At 75.8% G+C, this 17,536-nt stretch carries 17 protein-coding genes; 4 read left to right on the top strand and 13 right to left on the bottom strand.

Annotated elements, in window-relative coordinates; all coding sequences use genetic code 11:
- Nucleotides 1–5 precede the first annotated feature (5 nt).
- The gene (locus tag ACI769_RS15410) at nt 6–746 is read right to left on the bottom strand and encodes a DUF2625 family protein (RefSeq protein ID WP_082774512.1); all 741 of its coding nucleotides are present in this window, start codon (nt 744–746) and stop codon (nt 6–8) included.
- 214 nt (nt 747–960) lie between these two features.
- Here ACI769_RS15410 and ACI769_RS15415 point away from each other — a divergent pair, with 214 nt between their 5' ends.
- Nucleotides 961–2,451, top strand: a complete 1,491-nt coding sequence (locus ACI769_RS15415; RefSeq protein ID WP_409141908.1) for a DUF4232 domain-containing protein — start codon at nt 961–963, stop codon at nt 2,449–2,451.
- 4 nt (nt 2,452–2,455) lie between these two features.
- On the opposite strand, the gene ACI769_RS15420 is transcribed toward ACI769_RS15415, so the two are convergent.
- The 5 genes from ACI769_RS15420 to ACI769_RS15440 form a co-directional block, all read right to left on the bottom strand.
- A complete protein-coding gene (locus tag ACI769_RS15420; RefSeq protein ID WP_137280737.1) occupies nt 2,456–4,459 on the bottom strand; it encodes a cytochrome c biogenesis protein DipZ in 2,004 nt (667 codons plus the stop codon).
- 157 nt (nt 4,460–4,616) lie between these two features.
- Nucleotides 4,617–5,318: a fasciclin domain-containing protein gene (locus ACI769_RS15425; RefSeq protein WP_043654406.1), complete on the bottom strand. Its 702-nt coding sequence runs from the start codon at nt 5,316–5,318 to the stop codon at nt 4,617–4,619.
- Nucleotides 5,319–5,452: 134 nt separating this feature from the next.
- A complete protein-coding gene (locus ACI769_RS15430) occupies nt 5,453–6,214 on the bottom strand; it encodes an anti-sigma factor domain-containing protein (protein ID WP_171468375.1) in 762 nt (253 codons plus the stop codon).
- On the bottom strand, nt 6,207–6,779 hold the full coding sequence (gene sigK / locus ACI769_RS15435) for an ECF RNA polymerase sigma factor SigK (RefSeq protein ID WP_085951324.1): 573 nt from the start codon (nt 6,777–6,779) through the stop codon (nt 6,207–6,209). The genes ACI769_RS15430 and sigK overlap by 8 nt, the downstream gene beginning before the upstream one ends.
- Before the next feature lie 163 nt (nt 6,780–6,942).
- On the bottom strand, nt 6,943–8,025 hold the full coding sequence (locus ACI769_RS15440; RefSeq protein WP_034652063.1) for a 3-deoxy-7-phosphoheptulonate synthase: 1,083 nt from the start codon (nt 8,023–8,025) through the stop codon (nt 6,943–6,945).
- 385 nt (nt 8,026–8,410) lie between these two features.
- Here ACI769_RS15440 and ACI769_RS15445 point away from each other — a divergent pair, with 385 nt between their 5' ends.
- The gene (locus ACI769_RS15445; RefSeq protein WP_076404510.1) at nt 8,411–8,908 is read left to right on the top strand and encodes an NUDIX domain-containing protein; all 498 of its coding nucleotides are present in this window, start codon (nt 8,411–8,413) and stop codon (nt 8,906–8,908) included.
- On the opposite strand, the gene ACI769_RS15450 is transcribed toward ACI769_RS15445, so the two are convergent.
- A complete protein-coding gene (locus ACI769_RS15450; protein WP_171468376.1) occupies nt 8,882–10,447 on the bottom strand; it encodes a PP2C family protein-serine/threonine phosphatase in 1,566 nt (521 codons plus the stop codon). The genes ACI769_RS15445 and ACI769_RS15450 overlap by 27 nt on opposite strands.
- On the bottom strand, nt 10,447–11,259 hold the full coding sequence (locus ACI769_RS15455; RefSeq protein WP_034652032.1) for an alpha/beta fold hydrolase: 813 nt from the start codon (nt 11,257–11,259) through the stop codon (nt 10,447–10,449). Before ACI769_RS15455 ends, ACI769_RS15450 begins: the two co-directional genes overlap by 1 nt.
- Nucleotides 11,260–11,338: 79 nt before the next feature.
- Between ACI769_RS15455 and ACI769_RS15460 the strand changes: the two genes are divergently transcribed.
- A complete protein-coding gene (locus ACI769_RS15460) occupies nt 11,339–11,797 on the top strand; it encodes an Rrf2 family transcriptional regulator (protein WP_034652034.1) in 459 nt (152 codons plus the stop codon).
- Between the two features lie 120 nt (nt 11,798–11,917).
- Nucleotides 11,918–12,847, top strand: coding sequence for a sulfite exporter TauE/SafE family protein (locus tag ACI769_RS15465; RefSeq protein ID WP_043654400.1), 930 nt, complete (start codon nt 11,918–11,920; stop codon nt 12,845–12,847).
- An 88-nt stretch (nt 12,848–12,935) separates the two neighbouring features.
- Here the strand turns inward: ACI769_RS15465 and ACI769_RS15470 are convergent, their stop codons facing one another.
- The 5 genes from ACI769_RS15470 to ACI769_RS15490 all read right to left on the bottom strand — a co-directional run bounded on the left by ACI769_RS15470 (nt 12,936) and on the right by ACI769_RS15490 (nt 17,535).
- Nucleotides 12,936–13,670, bottom strand: a complete 735-nt coding sequence (locus ACI769_RS15470; protein ID WP_114552945.1) for a glutamine amidotransferase — start codon at nt 13,668–13,670, stop codon at nt 12,936–12,938.
- Between the two features lie 117 nt (nt 13,671–13,787).
- On the bottom strand, nt 13,788–14,597 hold the full coding sequence (locus ACI769_RS15475) for an ABC transporter permease (RefSeq protein WP_137280741.1): 810 nt from the start codon (nt 14,595–14,597) through the stop codon (nt 13,788–13,790).
- Nucleotides 14,594–15,676: an ABC transporter ATP-binding protein gene (locus ACI769_RS15480; protein ID WP_409141909.1), complete on the bottom strand. Its 1,083-nt coding sequence runs from the start codon at nt 15,674–15,676 to the stop codon at nt 14,594–14,596. Before ACI769_RS15480 ends, ACI769_RS15475 begins: the two co-directional genes overlap by 4 nt.
- 87 nt (nt 15,677–15,763) lie before the next feature.
- Nucleotides 15,764–16,555, bottom strand: coding sequence for a hypothetical protein (locus ACI769_RS15485; RefSeq protein WP_396050390.1), 792 nt, complete (start codon nt 16,553–16,555; stop codon nt 15,764–15,766).
- Entirely contained in the window at nt 16,552–17,535 is a 984-nt protein-coding gene (locus tag ACI769_RS15490; RefSeq protein ID WP_409141910.1) for an ATP-binding cassette domain-containing protein, read from the bottom strand. Before ACI769_RS15490 ends, ACI769_RS15485 begins: the two co-directional genes overlap by 4 nt.
- Between the last annotated feature and the right edge of the window lies 1 nt (nt 17,536).

Below are 17,536 nucleotides of genomic sequence, written 5' to 3' on the forward strand. Positions count from 1 at the left end.
GGGGCTCAGGGGCGGTAGCCGTCGGTGGGCCAGGCGCCGTAGCCGTCGAGGTGCTCGTCGGCGTCGCGCACGTAGTCGTCGACCGGGGCCATGCGCTCCGCCATCTCGAAGTGCCAGTCCACGAGCTCGCCGAGCGGCACCGGGGTGCGCGACGACCGCGCGACGTCGCGCCCCTCCTCCGACCACAGGGGCGGGTAGACGCTCAGGCCCTCGTCGAGGCGCACGGAGCCGATCTCGTCGTACCAGCCGGGCCAGCGCACGGGCGCATAGAACTCGGCGGTCCCCCCGCTCACGGACCACTCGAGGAACGCCGCCTGGCCGAACCCGAGGTCGAGCCAGGAGAGCGATCCGGGCGCGAAGTAGTGGACGTTGCCGAGCGGGCCAGGGAGCCCGCCGCCGTTGATCGCGAACGTGCCGCCGAGCACGTCGTACGCGACGACGAGGACGGACGGCGCGACGCTGTCCTCGCCCGGCTCGCCGAGGCCGTTGACGGTCGCGAGGTCCGGCAGCCCGGCCCCGCCCCCGCCGATGATCCGGAGCCAGCCGCCGTCGACGAGGACCCCGCCGGTGTGCAGGGCGAGCGCGCCCAGGGTCGAGCGGACGGTGACCTGGAGCCGGTAGAGGACCTCGAGCGACCAGGCGGGCGCGGGCACGACCTCGACGCCGCCGCGACCCAGCATGCGCGAGAGCGTCGGCCACGCCGGGTCGTCGACCGCAGCGAGCTCCGCAGCCGTCCGCACTGTCATGGCCGGATCATGCCAGATGTTGCCCGTCAGCAGGAGTCCTGGTAAAAGCGCGGGGTCCCTGCGCGCCCGGCTCGTCCGGCGATGCGCCGAAAAGACCGGTTCCCCCTCGCGTCGGCCCGGGTAGGTCCTGGCACGGTGAAGACGACGGGCGGACCCTGGGGAGGACGTCGGCGCGCCACCCCGCGCGGTGGCGGCGACCGGTACGGTCACGGCCGTGGACGACGACGGCACACCCTCCCCCGAGCCCGCCACCGACCCCGGCGCCGGGACGGCCCCGCCACGGGCACGACGGCGCGGCCCCCTCGTCGCGGTGGCCGCCGCGGGCGTGGGCGGCGTCCTCGCGGTGGTCGCCGCCGTCGTCGGGCCGGCGGCGCTGCGCACCGCGGCCGAGCAGCCCGCCCCGGCCACCTCGTCGGTGGCCCCGACGACCCCCGCACCCGGCGCGACGCCCGCGCCGACCTCCCCCGAGAGCGACCGCGAGGCCGTCGCGGTGCGGCTGCGGGCGCTGCCCGGCGTCGCGGCCGTGGAGGCCCTGGGGACCGCGGGCGAGTCCGCGCGCATCACGCTGGTCGGCCCGCTGCCGACACCTGAGGAGGCGCAGCGCACCGCCGACGACGCGAGCGCGATCGTCGCCGCCGTGCCCGGCGGTGGTGCCTGGTCGCTCCGCGTCGAGGGCACGGGTGGGGCCGGCGGGACGTTCGCCGTCGCGCACGGCCCCGGCGCGGACACCGACCGCGGCGTCGACCCGGCCACCGGGGAGCCACGCCCCGAGCTCCTCGGGGCCGACGCCGTCGCCGACGCCGTGCGCCTCGTCGCCCACGACCCCGTGCGCCGCGTGTTCCTGTCGTCGGGGTCCGCGTCGGTCGACGTCGGCACGGCCGACGACCTCGTCGGCGTCGCCGCGCTCGTCCGTGCCGAGGGCCGGGGGCTGACGAGCCTCGGTGTCGCCGGCGGCGCCGTCGGCACCTACGACATCGGCGGGCAGTCCGTCCCCGACGACGCGCTGCTCACCCTGCTCGGAGAGGTCGCCGCGGAACCCGGCGTGACGCAGGTCGCGCACGAGACCGCGCGGGACACGTTCCCGCCGAGACCCCTGCTCACCGTCATCACCTCGGGCGACGCCGCCGTGGTCGCGCGGACCCTCGAAGGCGCCGCCTATGCCGGCCCGACCCTCGCGTACCAGGTCCACGGCTCGACCGACGGCGGCGCGTCCGCGACGCGTTCCGGGTTCGTCGCGGGAGCCGCCGCACCGACGACCGGGACGCGCCCCGCGGGCGCGTGCGCCCCCGGCGACCTCACGCTCGGAGCCCTCGGGTTCGACGCCGCGGCGGGGCGCCGGTTCCTGACCGTCACGGCTCGCAACGACGGCACCGCGGAGTGCGTCCTCGCGGGCGCGCCCGCGGTCCGCTTCGTCGCCGACGACGGCTCGGAGACGGACGTGCTCCTCGAGCCGGACGACGACGGCCTCGCCCCGATCACCCTCGCGCCGGGCGCCACCGCCTGGGCCGCGCTCTCGTGGCGCGGCGGGTCGACGGCCGACGACCCGCCGCTCGTCACGACGCTGCTCGTGGCCCCGCACCCGGGCGACCCCGAGTCGGTCGTCGGGCTCGCGGGGATCCCCGGCGTCGGGGACGGCCTCGACCTGCTCGGCGGCGGGACCGCGACGATCGGGTCGTGGACGCCCGCGCGGGAGCTCGCGAGCTGACGCGTCACCCGAACGTCGCGGTGAACACCTGCACGCCGGGCGGGACGTCGAGCTCGACGAGACCCTCCGTCGGACCGTCCCCCTCCAGGACGGGGTAGAGCGTCGGGCTGCCGGACACGTCGATCTCGCGGGTCGTGGTCCGCCCGTCCGTCGTGACGCGCGCCGTGACGGTGCCCTCGCCGCCGAGCACCGTGAACACGTCGGTCGAGCGGTAGGCGAGACGCACGCGCGCGTCGCCGGACACGGCGGTCGCGCCCTGGAAGTCGACGTCCCACGTGCCGCCGAGCGAGAACGTGTCCTGCCGCTGGTCGTCGGCGAGCGTGAAGTCTTGCTGCCCCGCGGCGTAGCGCGGCTCGCCCGCGTAGTTGACGACGCGCTTGATGGAGAAGTACGTCTCGGGCGTCGTCTCGTCCTGCGGGGTGCTGTCGCCGACGGCGGTGGGCTCGGGCAGCTCCACGCCCGGGTTCGCGTCCTCGAGGAGCTCGCGCACCAGGCGCTCGGTGTCCTCGTACCCGCCCTCCCCGAAGCGGATGTGGCGCACGGTCCCGTCGGCGTCGACGAGGTACTGCGCGGGCCAGTAGCGGTTCCGGTAGGCGGTCCAGGTCGCGTACGCGTTGTCCTGGGCCACGGGGTAGGTGACGCCGAGGTCCTGCGCGCCCGCGACGACGTTGCGCGTCTCGCGCTCGAACGCGAACTCGGGCGTGTGCACCCCGACGACCTCGAACCCCGCGCCGACGTCGCGGTACCGGTCGTACCAGGCGTTGACGTGCGGGATCGCGCGCTGGCAGTTGATGCAGGAGTAGGTCCAGAAGTCGACGAGCACGACCTTGCCGCGCAGCCCCTCGAGCGTCAGCGCCTCGCCGCCCGGGGTGTTGAGCCACGTGTCAATGCCCCGCAGCTCCGGGGCGGTGCCGCAGTCCTCCAGCACGGGCGCGCCGTTCGAGCAGTTCGAGAGCTCACGATTCTCGTCGGTGACGAGCCCGCCGAGGTCGAGGGCCTCGCGCACGGCGTCGTTCTCGTCGACCCGCTGCTGGAGCGCGCCCGTGTAGTCGGGCAGGGCGCGCTGGAGCGCGGCGGGGAGGTTGAGCGCGAGCGCGCCCGCGAGCGCGATCATCACGACGCCGCCCGCGACGCGGATGCCGCGCGTGTGCCGCTGGAACCCGCGGACCCGCTCCGCGACGCGGCGCCCCGCGAGCGCGAAGACCAGGAGCGGGACCGCCGCACCGACCGCGAACGACACCGTGAGGGCGACGGTGCCCGGGCCGATGTTCCCCGTCGCCCCGGCCACGGTGATCGCCGCGAGGACCGGCCCGGCGCACGGCACGTACAGCACGCCGAGGCCGAGGCCGAGCACGAACGCCCCGCGGTCCTGGCGGGCGGCGCCGCGTCGTGCCCCGAGCGCCGCGACCCGCCGGAACGGCCGCTCCAGGACCTCCTCGACGCGCGGCACGATCATCCCGACGCCGATCGCGACGAGGAGCACGATGCCCGCCCAGCGCAGCAGGTCCTGCGGGAGCCCGAGCGCGGTCAGCAGGAGGGAGCCGAGGAGCGTGAAGACGCTGAAGCTGAGGACCAGGCCCGCGATGACGAGGTAGGGGCGCCACGAGCGGCGCGTGGTCCGCCGCGTCGCGCGGCGACCGGGGCCACCGTCGGCCGGGGCGGCGGGCTCCGCCGCGTCCCCCGTCGGCAGGTCGAGGGCGAGCGTCCCGCCGCGCGTCGGCCGCGCCGCGACCTCGCGCGCCCCGGTCTCCCGGGCACCGCCCGGGCCGCCCCGGCCGCGCGGCCCCGCGGCCGGGCGTCCGCCGACGCGGACCGCGTCGGGGACGCCGGCGAACAGCCCCGGGGAGACGCCGCCCGTCCCGGTCTCCGCGGTGCCCGACGGCGTCTCCCCCGTGCGCGCGCCCTGCACGCCGCCCGCGAAGAAGATGACGGGCAGCATGGGCAGGATGCACGGCGAGATCCCCGTGATGAGTCCCCCGAGCAGGCCGATGACGATGAGCGTCTCCATGCCCGGGGTTCGGACCGGCGGCCCTCGCGGATGGGTCCGCCGCGCGCCGAGGGGAGGTCGCCGGGCGCACGACGACGGCCCCGACCGTTCGGTCGGGGCCGTCGGGACCCGCTCGCGCGGGTCCACCGCGCGCCCGCTTCTGGGCGCGCCGGGAGGGTCACATGGTCGGCATGAGCACCGAGTCGACGAGGTACACGGTCGCGTTCTGCGTCATCACGCCACCGCACACGACGGCCGCGTCGTTGACCATGAGCTCGTCGCCCGAGCCGGTCACCTCGACCGTGCCGCCCTCGACGGTCTCGTGCTCGCCGACGACCTGGTCGGGCGTGAGCTGGCCGGGCACCACGTGGTACGTGAGGATCTTCGTCAGCGTGTCGGAGTCCGTCTTCAGCGAGTCGAGCGTCGCGGCGTCGATCTTCGCGAACGCGTCGTCGACGGGGGCGAACACGGTGAACTCGCCGCCGTTGAGCGTGTCGACGAGGTCGACGTCCGGGTTGAGCTCACCCGAGACGGCCGCGGTGAGCGTCGTGAGCAGCGGGTTGTTCGACGCCGCCACGGCGACGGGGTCGGTCGACATGCCCGTGATCGACCCGGCGCCGTCGGGCACCTGCTCCGCGTAGGCGGCACAGCCGGGGCCCACGAGGTTCGCGGCGGGGTCGGCCGCCATGTCGTCCGAGCCCTCGGTCGAGTCGTCGGTCATGTCGTCGGACGTCGAGTCGTCCGTCATGGTGTCGGACTGGGAGTCGGTCGTCGTCGAGTCGGACCCCGTGTCCGAGTCCGAGCTGCACGCGGACAGGCCGAGCACGGCGAGCGTGGCGATGCCGGCGACGGCGTACGACGTGCGGGTGCGAACGTTCATCGGTCTCTCCTCGGGTCGTCGCCCCGCCGGTGCGGGGCGTCATGCCGAGGGTTCGGAGCGCTGGCCCGGGTGGATGGGTCGGGATCGGCACGAGTTTTTCCCGCGCGCGTCCCGACCCCTCCGGGCCGCGGCGCTCAGCCGACGAGCGCGACCACCGGGTCCGTCGTGGGCTGCTCCGAGCCGCCCGCCGGCTCGACCGTCACCGCCATGCCGACGCCCGGCTCGCCCTGGACGAGCCGGGACGTGCTGCCGTCCTGGACGTCGAGGACGCCCGCCGAGACGACGGCGCCGTCGGGCTCGACCACCCAGAGCTGGTAGTCCCGGTCGTCGCCCGTGTCGGGCAGGTCGGACGCGCGGAAGTACATGTCGTCGCCCGCCGCGAGGACGGACGCCTGCCCGCCGCCCGCCACGTCGCCGTGCAGGATCGTCGCGTCGGGGTCGGCGAGCATGCGCTCGATCGCGTCCGCCCGCGCCTCCAGGCGGGACTGCTCCTGCGTCGCGCGGACCGCGACCGTCGTCGGGACGGCCACCGCGACCACCGCGGCCACCGCCGCCGCGAGCCCGGTCCAGCGCCGTCGACGGGCGCGCCGCGCGGCCGCGAGGTCGACGACGACGCCCCCCGTGCTCTCCCCGGCGGGCGGTACCGTGGCCGCGGCCACCCGGGCCAGCACGGCGTCGCGCAGCGCGGGCGGCGGGTCGCTCTCGACCGCGAACGCCGCCACGACGTCGCGGTACTCGTCGAGCTCGCGCCGCGCGTCGGGGTCGGCCGCGAGCAGGCGCTCGACGGCGCGCCGCTCGACGTCGTCCACCGCGTCGAGCGCGTAGGCGGGGAGCAGGTCGCGGACGTCCGGACGGTCGTGCGCGCCGTCGCCGCGGGGCGTGGTCGGGTCAGCCACGACGCACCCCCAGGCAGTCGCGGAGCCGCAGGAGCCCGTCCCGGATGCGGGACTTCACGGTCGGCAGCGCGGCGTCGAGCCGCTCGGCGACCTCCCGGTAGGTGAGCCCGCCGTAGTACGCCTGCACGACCGCCTCCCGCTGCGTCGCCGTGAGCGAGTCCAGGCACCGCCGCACGGCCGCGCCCTCGAGACGTCGCTCGACGTCCTCCACCACCACGTCCCGCGGTGCCGCGGCCGTCGAGGCGTCCACGTCGCGCTGGTCGCGGTCACGGCGCGCCTGCTCGGCCCGCACGCGGTCCACCGCGCGCCGCCGGGCGAGCGTGGCGACCCAGGTTCGCGCCGAGCCGCGGGTCGCGTCGTAGCGCGCCGCCGTCTGCCACACCTCCACCATCACCTCCTGCACGACCTCCGCCGCGTGGTCCGGGTCCCGCAGGACCCCCAGGCACGTGCCGTACGCGACCGGCGCGAGCGCGTCGTAGACGGGCGCGAACGCGGCGGGGTCGCCGCCGGCGCACGCCGCGAGGGCGGCGTCGACCGCCGGGTTCGTCGTCACGGGAGGTGGCACCCGGTCAGTGTGCAGCACGGGCGCCTCCCGCACGCGCTGCGGCGCGTCGACCACGGCTCTCGGCACCCGACCTCCCGTCGCCAGCGCCGTCCCGGTCGGTCCGGGACACCCTGGGTTCGGCGCCGACGCGCGGACGGATGGGTCCTCGTCCCGCGGGCACCGCTCAGAGCGCGCGCCGGGCGCGGACCGCCGCCGCGAGCTCCTGGAGGAGGTCGGCCGTCGTGTCCCAGTCGATGCACGCGTCCGTGACGGATTGCCCGTAGACGAGGCCGCTCGGCGCGGGCTTCTGCGCACCCGCCACGAGGAAGCTCTCCATCATGAGGCCCGTGATGCCCTGCTCGCCCTCGGCCAGCCGCGCGGAGACCTCGCGCACGACCTCCGCCTGGCGCACGTGGCTCTTGCCGGAGTTGCCGTGCGACGCGTCGACGACGAGCCCGTGCTCCGTGACCCCGCCGCGGCCCGAGGTGCGCGCGACCGCGAGCGCCGCAGCGACGTCGTCGGCCCCGTAGTTGGGGCCCGAGCGCCCGCCGCGCAGGATGACGTGGCAGTCGGGGTTGCCCGCGGTCTCCACGGCGGCGGCCCGGCCGAGCGAGTCCATGCCGAAGAACGTGTGCTCGCTCGCCGCGGTGATGCAGCCGTCGACCGCGATCTGCACGTCGCCGTCGGTCGCGTTCTTGAACCCGACGGGCATGGACAGACCCGAGGCGAGCTGGCGGTGCACCTGCGACTCGGCGTTGCGCGCGCCGATCGCGCCCCACGACACCGCGTCGGCGATGTACTGCGGGCTCGTCGGCTCGAGGAACTCGCACGCGGCCGGGACGCCGGCGTCGAGGACGCCGAGCAGCACCTCGCGCGCGAGCCGCAGGCCGTGGTGCACGTCGTGCGAGCCGTCGAGGTGCGGGTCGTTGATGAGGCCCTTCCAGCCCACGGTCGTGCGCGGCTTCTCGAAGTAGACGCGCATGACGACCATGAGGTCGTCCGCGAGCTCGTGCGCGACGGCGGCCAGGCGCCCCGCGTACTCGAGCGCGGCCTCGGGGTCGTGCACCGAGCAGGGGCCGACGATGACGAGGAGGCGGTCGTCGTCGCCCGCGAGCACGTCACGGACCTCGCGGCGCGACGTCGTCACGAGGTCGCTGCGCGTCGCGCCGAGGGGCAGGTCGGCGAGCATGGCGCGCGGCGCGGGGAGGGCGTCGAGCGCGCGGACCCGCAGGTCGCTCGTGCGGGCCTGGAGCTCGGGGCTGTCCACGGGGTCGACGGTACTCGTCGCACCGTCGGTCGTCGCGGTCTCGGGCGAGGTGGTCGTGCTGGTCACGGGGGGCTCCTGGTCTGTGCGGCGGGGTCTGGGGAACGCCGTGAGTCGGGATGCCCAGCGGCGCTCCACCGGCCTGCTGCCGCCCGTGGTCCCGGAGCGGCCCGTCTCACGACGAAGGGCCCGGACGCGGTCCGCGTCCAAGGCCCTGTGCTGGCTCCGGGTGGTGATCTGTGGTCAGGCTGACGCCCGCACGGCCCCACCGGGAGCCTGCGTAAAGCGCCAATACCACTGAGAAGTCACGAGCCGACGGTAGCACAGCGCCTCCGAGGGGCGGACGGCCCGTCTCACGGGCCGGTCGGGCAGCGCCTACGCTCGGGGCATGCCGATCCCCGAGTTCGTCGCCGCCCTCCGGTCCCACGTCGGGACCGACCTGCTGTGGATGCCGGGGGTGTCGGGCGTCGTCGTGGACGACGCCGGCCGGGTGCTGCTCGGGCAGCGCGCCGACTCCGGCCAGTGGGCCGTGATCAGCGGGATCCTCGAGCCGGGCGAGGACCCGGCGGTCGGGCTCGCGCGCGAGGTGCTCGAGGAGACGGGCGTCGAGGTCGTGGTGGACGCGCTCGTCGCGGTGACGGTCACGGAGCCGATGGAGTACCCCAACGGCGACCGGTCGCAGTACCTCGACCTGGCGTTCCTGTGCCGCCCGGCGTCGCCGGCGGCCGCCGCGGCGGCGCACGTCGCGGACGACGAGTCCCTCGCCGTCGCGTGGTTCGCCCCGGACGCCCTGCCCGACGACGTCGCGCGCTCGTCGACCGAGCGCCTCGGCCACGCCCTCGCGCGGCTCGCCGACCCCTCAGCCGGCCCGTTCTTCGTCCGCTGACGCGGCGGCTGGAGCGTCGGGCACCGCCCGTCCGTCCCCGGCGGGGCCGAGCCAGCGCACCGCGAGCAGGCACGCGTCGTCGTCCTCCGGCGCGCGCGAGACGACGGCCTCCAGCAGCCGCTCGTCGCGCAGCCCCGCGCCGAGCGCGCGCGTGACGACGTCCGCGAGCTCGTCGAGCGCCAGCGCGAGCGGCCGGTCGCGGCGCTCGACGACGCCGTCCGTGAAGAGCAGCAGGAGGTCGCCCGGGGCCAGCCGCACGGCCTTGGCGACGCGCGGCGTCGTGCCCCGCACGCCCAGCGGCGTCGACCGCGCCTCCCACAGGTACGCCGCGGAGCCGCCGGCCCGCACGAGCAGGGGCGGCAGGTGGCCCGCGCACGTGTAGCGCAGCACCCCGGCGCGCAGGTCGAGCTCCCCGTAGACGAGGCTCGCCATGAAGCCCGTGCCCGTCCGGTCGACGAAGCGGTCGACGCGCTCGACCACCTCCTCGGGCGGCAGCCCCGTGTCGGACGCCGCCCGGACGGCGGTGCGCAGCTGCCCCATCGACGTCGCCGCCTTGAGCCCGCGGCCGACGACGTCCCCCACGCTGAGCGCGACGACGTCGGGCGCGACCCGGAAGGTGTCGTACCAGTCGCCGCCGACCTGGAGGTCGTGGACGCCCGGGCGGTAGCACGCCGAGACCTCGACCTGCGGGTCGGCGACGATCCCGTCCGAGAGCATCGCGCCCTGGAGCTCGCTCGCGACCGAGACGCTCTGCTCGTGGACCCGCGCGCGCGAGAGCGCGAGCGCCGCGAGCTGGCCCGCGGCGGCGGCGGTGCCCAGGTCGACGGGGTCGGAACCCGCGGCGCGACGTGGTTCGAGCGCGAGCACGCCGAGCAGCGCGCCCGCGGTGCGCAGCGGCACGACGACCGTCCCGTCGTCCCGCACGGTCGCCTCGGTGAGCTCGTCGATCGACGGCGCCAGGACGCCGACGGCGCCGCCCCACCGCCGCAACGGGCCGCGCTCCTGCGCCGTCCACAGCGCGGCGTCGCCCGCGCCCAGCATCGTGACGGCCGCGCGGAGCAGGACCCACGCGACGCCGTCGAGACCGGCGACGCTCGCGAGGTCGGCCGCGACGCCGTGCAGCAGCCGCACCCGGCGCTCCGCCTCCTCCGCCGCGCGGCGCGCCTCGACGAGCTCGTGCTCGAACCGCGACCGCTCGCGCGCGCCGAGCATCGCGACCTCGATCAGCCGCTCGCCGCGCGCCTCGCGCTCGATCGCCGTGAGCAGCACGGGCTCGCGGCCCCCGGGCGTGCGGAGCTCGACCGCGACCTCGTCGACGCGGCCCTCGATGTGCAGGCGCGGGCCGACGTGCGTCTCCCAGAAGATGCGCCCACCGACCGTGAGCAGGTCCGCCAGCCGGCGGCCCGCGACCGCCTCGACGTCCGGGACCTCGATCGTCCGGAGGAACTCGTCGTTGGCGTCGAGGACGCGCGCCTCGGCGTCGAGGAGGAGCAGCGCGACGGGGGCGAGCGCCCAGCGCTCGGCCCGGGACATCGCCATCAGGCGGCGCCCAGCCAGTCGCGCATCGCGCGCACGAGCAGCGCGGGGTGCGAGAGGTTCGGGCAGTGCCCCACCGAGTCGATGACGACGAGGTCGCTGCCGGGCAGGTGCTCGTGCACGTAGCGCCCGACCTCGGGCGGCGCGATGACGTCCTCCCGGCTCTGCACCACGAGGCTCCGCGTGCGCACGCGCGCCAGGTCGGCCCGGTTGTCGCCGAGGAACGTCGCGCGCGCGAACTGGCGCGCGATCGCGGGGTCGTTGCGCCGGAACACCGCAGCGAGCTCGTCGCCGAGCGCCGGGCGGTCCGGGTTCCCGGCGATCACGGGCGCCATGACCTGCGTCCAGCCGAGGTAGTTCGCGTCCATCGTCTCCAGGAGCTCGTCGATCTCCTCGGCCGTGAACCCGCCGCGGTAGCCGTCGTCGTCGACGTACCGCGGGCTCGGGCCCACGAGCACCAGCCGGTCGAACAGGTCCGGGCGGTCGGCCGCCGCGAGCAGCGCGATCACGGCGCTCACCGAGTGGCCGACGAGCACCACGGGGCCGCGCCCGTCCCCGGGTCCAACGGCCTCGACGATCTCCACCACGTCCGCGGCGTAGCCCGCGAGGTCGGCGTGCCGGACGGCGTCGTGCGCGGTCGGGTGCGACGCCCCGCACCCCGAGTGGTCGAACAGCACGACCCGGTGGTCCGTCGCGAACGCGGGCGCGACGAAGCGCCACATCGACTGGTCGCAGCCGAAACCGTGCGCGAAGACCATCGTCGGGCCGTCCTGCGCCCCCATGACCCGCACGTTGTTGCGCTCGTGCACGTCCACGCGTCACAGCGTAGGGGGGAAGGGGTCGCGAGGGGCAGCGGCGCCCCGGGGTGAGACCCGCGCACGGCACAATGTCCTCATGCGTGTCTCGGCGAAGGCGGACTATGCGGTGCGGGCGTGCGCCGAGCTCGCGGCGTCGCCGCACGGCGACCCGGTGCGGGCGGAGGACCTCGCGACGGGTCAGGGCCTCCCGGTGAGCTTCCTCGAACGGATCCTCGGCGACCTGCGCCGGGCCGGGATCGTCGCGAGCGTCCGCGGGCGCTCCGGCGGCCACCGCCTCGCGCGCCCGGCGTCCGAGGTGACGCTCGCCGACGTCTTCCGCGCGGTCGACGGCCCCCTCGTCACGGTCCGCGACGAGCGCCCCCCGAGCCTCGAGTACGACGGCTCCGCGGCGGGCCTGCTCGAGGTGTGGATCGCCCTGCGCGCGAGCGTCCGCGACGTGCTGGACCGCGTGACGATCGACGACGTCGTGCGCCGCGACCTGCCCGACGACGTGCACGCGCTCGCGGCTCGCGCCGACGCGTGGGAGAACCCCTGACGGGACGCTCCCGTTAACACTGGCCCACGATGCGGTCGGCGCTTCACATAGTGGACCCGTCCGGTCAACCTTGTCAGGACACGTCGGGACCCTCCCGACGGCCCGAGCAAGGAGGCCCCGGTGCGGACCCTCGTCCTGCTGGCCCTCGTGGGCCTCGGTGCCCAGCTCGTCGACGGCAGCCTCGGCATGGCGTACGGCGTGACGTCCACGACGCTCCTGCTCGCGATCGGGACCAACCCCGCGGCGGCGTCGGCGACGATCCACCTCGCGGAGATCGGGACGACGCTCGCGTCCGGCGCGGCGCACTGGCGGTTCGGGAACGTCGACTGGAAGGTCGTGCTGCGCATCGGCGTGCCGGGCGCGCTCGGGGCGTTCGCGGGCGCGACGTTCCTCGCGAACCTGTCGACCGAGGTCGCCGCCCCCGTCATGTCGCTGCTGCTCCTCGCGCTCGGCGTGTACGTGCTCTCGCGCTTCACGTTCGCCGGGCTGCCGACGGGTCGCCTCGGGCTGCCGCTGCGCAAGCGGTTCCTCGCGCCGCTCGGCCTCGTGGCGGGCTTCGTCGACGCCACGGGCGGCGGCGGCTGGGGCCCGGTGGGCACGCCCGCCCTGCTCGCGTCGGGCCGGATCGAGCCCCGCAAGGTCATCGGGTCCGTCGACACGAGCGAGTTCCTCGTCGCGGTCGCCGCGTCGCTCGGGTTCCTCTGGTCGCTCGGCTCGCAGGGGATCGACCTGACGTGGGTCGTGGCGCTCCTCCTCGGCGGGCTCGTCGCCGCGCCGATCGCGGCGTGGCTCGTGCGGATGCTCCCGCCCCGGATCCTCGGCTCGGCCGTGGGCGGCGTCATCGTGCTCACCAACGTCCGCACGCTGCTGCGCTCCGACTGGGTGGACGCGAGCAGCGCGGTCCAGGGCGTCGTGCTGGCGCTCGTCGCGGTCGTCTGGGCCGCGGCCGTCGTCTGGTCGGTGCGGGCGCACCGCCGCGCCGTAGCGGCGGAGGCAGCGGCCGACCCGACACCCGCCGACACCCCCCACCCGGCCCCGGCCACCCGCTGACCCGCTCCGCCGAGCAGGCGGTTGTGGTCCGTCCTGGCGGCAGGACGGACCACAACCGCCTGTTCGACCTCCGGGGGACGGCTCGATCTCAGTCGGTCGCGTAGCGGTGGACGAAAGTTGCGAGGATGCGGTGGGGCTCCCGGACGTCGCCGCGCCGGACGGCCGCCTCGACGTCGCCCGCGGCCTCGGGCGGGAAGTAGCCGTAGTCCCGGTAGACGCCGATGCGCGTGAGGATGCCCTCCAGGTCGAGCTCCGGGTGGAACTGCGTCGCGTAGAGGTTCTCCTTGACGCGGAACATCTGCACCGGGCACGCGTCCGACGTCGCGAGCAGCACCGCGTGCGGCGGCAGCTCCCGCACCGCCTCCTTGTGGCCCACGTACGCCTCGAACGCGTCGGGCAGGCCCGCGAGCAGCGGGTCGGCCCGGCCCTCCGGGGTGAGCCGGATCGTCACGGGCGAGATGGGCTCGGCGTACGTGTCGTCCAGCACCGCGCCCTCGTGCAGGCCAAGGGTCCCGACGCCGTAGCACGCCCCGAGGAAGGGGACGTCGCGCTCGACGATCTCGTCCAGGAGCGGCGCGAGCTCGCGCTCGACCCGGCGCTGCGTCGCCGACTTCTCCGCCTCGGGCCGCGACGAGTCGAACGGGCTGCCGCCGACGATCACCCCCGAGTACGCGTCGAGGTCGATCGCCGGCAGCGGGCCCGCCTCCATCCGCACGCGGTGCAGCTCGTGCGGCGCGAGGCCGGAGTGACGCAGCACCGCCGCGTGCTCGCCGTCCGCGGCCGGGTCCTCCGCCCGGGACGCCAGCAGCAGGAAGGGCTTCATGCCGGTCAGGCTAGGGGCGCTCCGGCGGCCACGCCCGCGGGGCCGGGCCGCCACCCGGACGAGGCCGAGCGGTGGCGCGGACGGGGCCGAGGGCCCGGCTCCGCGGTCGGTCCCGCCTCAGCTCCAGCGGAAGAGCCGGATGCCGAGCGGCAGGAGCACGGCCGTCCACACCAGCATGACGACCACCTGCACCGTGGGGAAGCCCTCCTCGAACCACCCCGCCGTCATCGCCTGCGACGCGGCACCGAGCGGCGTGAACCTCCCGACCTGCGCGACGGCCTCCGGCATCATCGGCCCCGGCGTCCACAGCCCGGAGAGGAACAGGAGCGGGAAGTAGATCAGCGTCCCGATCGCGGACGCCGTGCTCGCCTTGGGCGCACGCGCCGCGACGAGGGTGCCGAGCGCGTACATCGACGCGACGCCGAGGACGAACGCCAGCACGACCGTCGCCGCGTTCTGCGGCGCCGGCAGGCCGAACACGAGCTGCCCGACGACGAGCGCGACCACGGACGCGACCACGACGGCCACGAGGTTGATGACGAGGTGCGCGACGACGATCCCCTGCGGGCGCATGGGCGTCGTCGACAGCCGCCGCAGCAGGCCCTTCTCGCGGAACGTGGCGAAGTAGACCGGCATGGTCGTCAGGGCCGGGGTCGCGATCGCGGCGGCGAGCACCACGGGCGCGTAGAGCGCGACGGGCGTGAGCCCGCCCCACGGCGGGGGCGCGTCCTCGATCGGCACGCGCATCCCGGGGATGGCGAAACCGACCCCGACGAGCAGGACGGTCGGGAACACGAGCGCGAAGAACACCGTCCCCGGGTCGCGCAGCCAGAGCCGCGCCTCCGTGGCGAGCAGGACGCCGAACCCGCGCCAGCCGCTGCTGCGGCGGACGGGCACGGCGGACGGGGTCAGGGTCGTGGCGGTCATCGGGGCTCCCCTCGGGTCGGCCGGGCGTCGGTCGCGTCCGAGGCGTCGGTCGCGTCCGGGTCGTAGGTGCGGCCGGTCACGGCCACGAAGACGTCCTCGAGCGTGCGGGAGACGGTCCGGACGTCGTCGGGCACGACCTCGTGCTCCGCGAGCGCGAGCACGACGGCGGGCAGCACCCGTCGGGAGCCCGTGACCTCGATCTCGCGCCCGCCGGTCGGCGACGCCTCGACGCGCTCGACGTCCGCGAGCCCCGCGATCGTGTGCAGCGCGAGGTCGTGGTCCGCGGGCGGCACGCGCAGGCGCACGGTGCGCGACGTGTCGACGGAGTCCACGAGCTCCGCGGGCGTGCCCTGCGCGACGACCCGGCCGCGGTCGATGATGACGAGCCGGTCGCACAGGCGCTCCGCCTCGTCCATGAAGTGCGTGACGAGCAGGATCGTCACGCCGCGGTCGCGCACGCGCTCGACGAGCTCCCACGTCGCGCGGCGCGCCGCCGGGTCCAGCCCGGTGGTCAGCTCGTCGAGGATCGCGACGCGCGGGTTCCCGACGAGCGCGAGCGCGATCGACAGGCGCTGCTGCTGCCCGCCCGAGAGCTTGGCGAACGCGACGCGCCGGTGCGCGGCGAGGTCGAGCAGGTCGAGGAGCTCCTCCACGTCGCCGGGCGACGCGTAGAACGACGCGAAGAGCCGCATCGCCTCCTCGACCGTGATCTTCTCGTTGAGCGCGGCCTCCTGGAGCTGGACGCCGACGACGTCGCGCACCGCGGCGGGGTCGGCCTGCGGGTCGACGCCGAGCACGCGCACCGTGCCGCCGTCGGCCTGGCGCAGCCCGGCGAGGCACTCGACGGTCGTCGTCTTGCCGGCCCCGTTGGGCCCGAGGATGCCGAAGATCTCGCCCGGCCGGACGGTGAGGCTCACGTCCTCGACCGCGACGGTGCGCGTGCCGGAACCCTGCGGTCCCGGGTACGTCTTGCGCAGGTTCCGGATCTCGACGACCGGGGCGGGCCCGGCCGTGCGGTCGGCGGGCGGGGCGGGCGACGTCGCCGTCGTGCCGCCCGGGGGCGGTGCTGCGGTGCTCATGGTGACCTCCAGGAGGGTGTGCGGCACCCACGGACGGCGCCGTGCGCCGCCCGGACGGGTGGGAGTGCGGTGGGAGGGTGCCGCCGGTCAGGCGCTCGCGGTGCCCGCGAACTCGACCGGACGGATCGCGACGCCCCGCAGGACGACGCGCAGGAGCAGTGCGGCGAGCACGACCCCGACGAGCCCGCCGAGCACGGCGAGCCAGACGGGGGTGCCGTCGAGACCGACGACGCGCGAGAGCGCGTGGCCGAAGAACCCGGAGCGGAGGAACACCTCGCTCACCACGACGGTCGCGAGCGACGCGACGACGAGCAGCACGCCGCGCAGGAACCCGAAGCCGTAGAAGCCCGCGGCGACGACCATGCCCGCGAGGTAGTAGACGACGCAGAACGTGCCCTCGACGAGGATCATGAGCCCGACCTCGGACCCGTCCGCGTAGAGCTGCGTGAGGTCCTGCTCCGTCGGCCAGCCGGCCCGGCGGAACAGCGCCCACTCCGCCCACCGCACGAGCGCGGTCGCGATCCCGAACGTGAGCCCGGAGACGGCGGCGCCGATCCACAGCCCGTGCGTGTACGACCGCCGCGTGCCGCCGGCGGCGACGTGCAGCGCGATCGACATCAGCGGCAAGAGGATGCCCATGACGAAGAGGAAGAACTTCGCCGAGCCCGCGACGCCGCCCACGCCCTCGATGCTCACGTCGTCGTTGCGCAGCATGATCCACAGGACGAGGGCCCCGATGGCGAGCGCGATGAGCCAGAACCACACGCCGACGTACCAGGTGCCGCCGATGAAGTACCAGGCGACGGCGCGGACGCCGCGCCGGTGGGCGGCCTTCTCGAGCGCGCGGCGCTCCGCGGCGCGCGGGGTCGTGGCGGTCATCGTGCCTCCTGCGTGCGGGTGCGGGCGCGCGCGCCGTCCTCGGTGCGGTCGGTGCGCGTGAGGTGGACGAACAGGTCCTGGACGGGCACCGACCCGACCTCGAGCCCGGCCGCGGCGGCCGCGGCCCGCTCGTCGGGGGCGAACGTGCCGAAGAGCGTGACCTGGGCCGTGCTCCCCAGCCGCTGCCGGGCGAGCACCTCCCGGCCCGCGGTGTGGCGCTCGACGACGTCCGCCGGCCCGGTGAGGCTGATGCCGCGCGCGCGGACGTCGTCGGCGTTCTCGGCGAGCAGGACCCGCCCGCGGTCGATCATCACGACGTCCTCGAAGAGCCGCTCGACCTCGGCGATCAGGTGGCTCGAGAGCAGGATCGTGCGCGGGTGCTCGGCGTAGTCCGCGACGAGCGCGTCGTAGAACGCGTAGCGGCTCGGGGCGTCCATGCCGAGGTAGACCTCGTCGAAGATCGTCAGGGGCGCGCGGGCGGCGAGCCCGACGACCGCGCCGAGCGCCGAGCGCTTGCCGCGCGAGAGCTCGTTGGGCTTCTTGCGGACGTCCACCTCGAAGGTGTCGAGGAGGCGCCCGGCGAGGTCGGCGTCCCAGTGCGGTCGCACGTCCGCGTAGTACTCGAGCGTGTCGCGCGCCTTGTCGGACTCCCCCACGTCGCCGCTCTCGCGCACGAGCTGGGTGTGCATCGTCGCCCAGACGTTCTCGAACGGGTCCTCGAGCTCGCCGTCCGGACCGACGCGGACCGTGCCCGACGTCGGGCGCCGGAACGCGGCCAGCAGGGCGGCGAGCGTCGTCTTGCCGGCGCCGTTGCGGCCCAGGAGGCCGGTGATGACGCCGGGCCGGATCGTCAGGGTCGCGCCGTCGAGCGCGGGGTCGTCGCCGCGGGAGTACCGCACGACGACGTCGCGCACCTCGGCGCCGAAGGGTGGGGTCTCGGCGGGGCGGTCGGTGGGGTGGCTGGTGGGCCGGGCGGTCACG

The organism is Cellulosimicrobium sp. RS (genome assembly GCF_046159675.1).
Lineage (GTDB): Bacteria > Actinomycetota > Actinomycetes > Actinomycetales > Cellulomonadaceae > Cellulosimicrobium > Cellulosimicrobium funkei.